This window comes from Streptomyces sp. NPDC026417 (assembly GCF_055567695.1).
Genome location: NZ_JBVHPY010000044.1, coordinates 19,909 through 21,849 on the forward strand (window position 1 = coordinate 19,909; position 1,941 = coordinate 21,849).

The 1,941-nt window shown below is 77.2% G+C and carries 1 protein-coding gene; it reads right to left on the reverse strand.

Annotated features, from left to right (window positions below; all coding sequences use genetic code 11):
• The coding region (locus ACZ4NT_RS36800) for an alpha/beta hydrolase (RefSeq protein WP_467729673.1) at positions 1-1,701 on the reverse strand (1,701 nt) is incomplete at its 3' end.
• Positions 1,702-1,941: the final 240 nt, after the last annotated feature.

A 1,941-nucleotide genomic window follows, 5' to 3' on the forward strand; every position in this document is an offset into this window, starting at 1 on the left:
CGTCCCCCCCCCCCCCCCCCACCCCGGCGCAGAGACCGACCTCGACCACCACCCCCCCCCCCCCCCCCCCGGGCCCCCCCACCCCCCCCCCCCCCCCCCCCCCCCCCCCGCCACCGGCTCCGGCTCGGCCCGCGGAGCGCAGTCCGCGTCCTGGTCGGGGACCCGGCCGTCCAGCAGATAGGCGTTCAGGAGACCGTTGACGCACGGGTTCGGGCCGCCGGCGATCCCGTGCGTGCCCGCGCCCCGCTCGGTCACCAGGACCGAGCCGGACAGCCGCCGCCGCAGCTCCACGGCTCCCTCGTAGGGCGTGGCCGCGTCGCGTTCGGCCGCGAGGATCAGCGTGGGCGGCAGCTCACCGGGGAGCGCCCGTACGTCGAGGGGCCGCTGCCGGGGCCCGGTCCAGTAGGCGCACGGCAGGTTGGTCCACACGTTGTCCCAGGTCTCGAAGGGGGCCACGCGGGCGAGTGCCGTGTCGTCGCGGTCCCAGACCCGCCAGTCCGTCGGCCACGGGGCGTCGTTGCACTCGACGGCCGTGTAGACCGCGTGCGCGTTCTCCTGCTCCGCCGCCGCCTCCGGGTACGGTCCCGCCTGCTGGATCAGCGGCTTCGGGTCGCCCTTGAGATAGGCGGAGAGCGCCAGGGCGCGCTGCGGCCAGTAGTCGTCGTAGTAGCCGGCCTGCAGGAACGCGCCCTGGAGCCGGCCGGGGCCGACCGTGCCGCCCGCGGGTTCGGCGGCGAGCCGCGCACGCGCCTTCTCGTAGCTGCGCAGGACCTCGCGGGGGGTGCGGCCGAGACCGTAGACCGCGTCGTGCCGGGCGACCCAGGCGCGGAAGTCCGCCCAGCGGGTCTCGAAGGCCGCCGACTGGTCGAGGTTGGTCCGGTACCAGATCCGGTCCGGGTCGGGATTCACCGCCGAGTCGAACACCATGCGGCGCACGTGCGAGGGGAACAGCGTGGCGTAGAGCGCCCCGAAGTACGTGCCGTACGACGCCCCCACGAAGGTCAGCCGGCGCTCGCCGAGCGCGGCGCGCAGCACGTCCAGGTCGCGGGCGTTGTTCAGCGACGTGTAGTGCCGCAGCGCGGCACCGCCCCTGCGGGCACAGCCGCGGGCGTACGCCTTCGCCTCGGCGATGCGTTCCTTCTTGTACGACTCGGAGGGGAACGTCGGCGCCTGATCGGGCCCCCGTGCGGGGCGTCCGGAGTCCCGGCAGCTCAGCGGCGCGGACCGGCCGACGCCGCGCGGGGCGTAGCCGACGAGGTCGTAGGCCGCCCCGAGCCGCTTCCACTCGGGGAGCAGGCCGGCGAGCGGGAAGTACATGCCGGTGGCGCCGGGGCCACCGGGGTTGTGGACGAGGGCGCCCTGCCGGGGCACCGTGCGCCGCGCGTCCTGCGGGTCCTTGCCGGTGGCCCGGACACGGCTGACGGTCAGTCTGATCTGCTTGCCGTCGGGGTGCGCGTAGTCGAGCGGCACCGTGACCGAGCCGCACTGCAGGGTGCCCGGCATCTCCTGTTCCGCGGAGCAGGAGCCGAAGCGGATGCCGGCGGTCGCGGCGCGCCGGGCGGCGAGCGCGGTGCCGCGCATCTCGGCCGATTCCGTGAGGGCGGGCCGGGTGGCGTCCGCGGGCAGACCACCGGCGGGCGCGGCGGCGAGGGCGGTCAGGAGCACGGACCCGGCGGTGGAACAGAGGGCGGTGGCTCTCATCGCGTATCCCTTCGGCGCGCGGCAGCGACAGAAGGGATGTTTCGGTCGGGGCCCGGCGAAGTAAAGCACCGGCCACCGGTGTCGGCCCCAATGACCCCGATGCGCCCCCGCGGGCGCCGGGGAGCGGGTGCGCCGCGCGGCCGGGAGTCGGGGGCGGCCCGGGGGGGGGGGGGGGGGGGGGGGGGGGGGGGGGGGGGGGGGGGGGGGGGGGGGGGGGGGGGGGGGGGGGGTGGGGCGGGA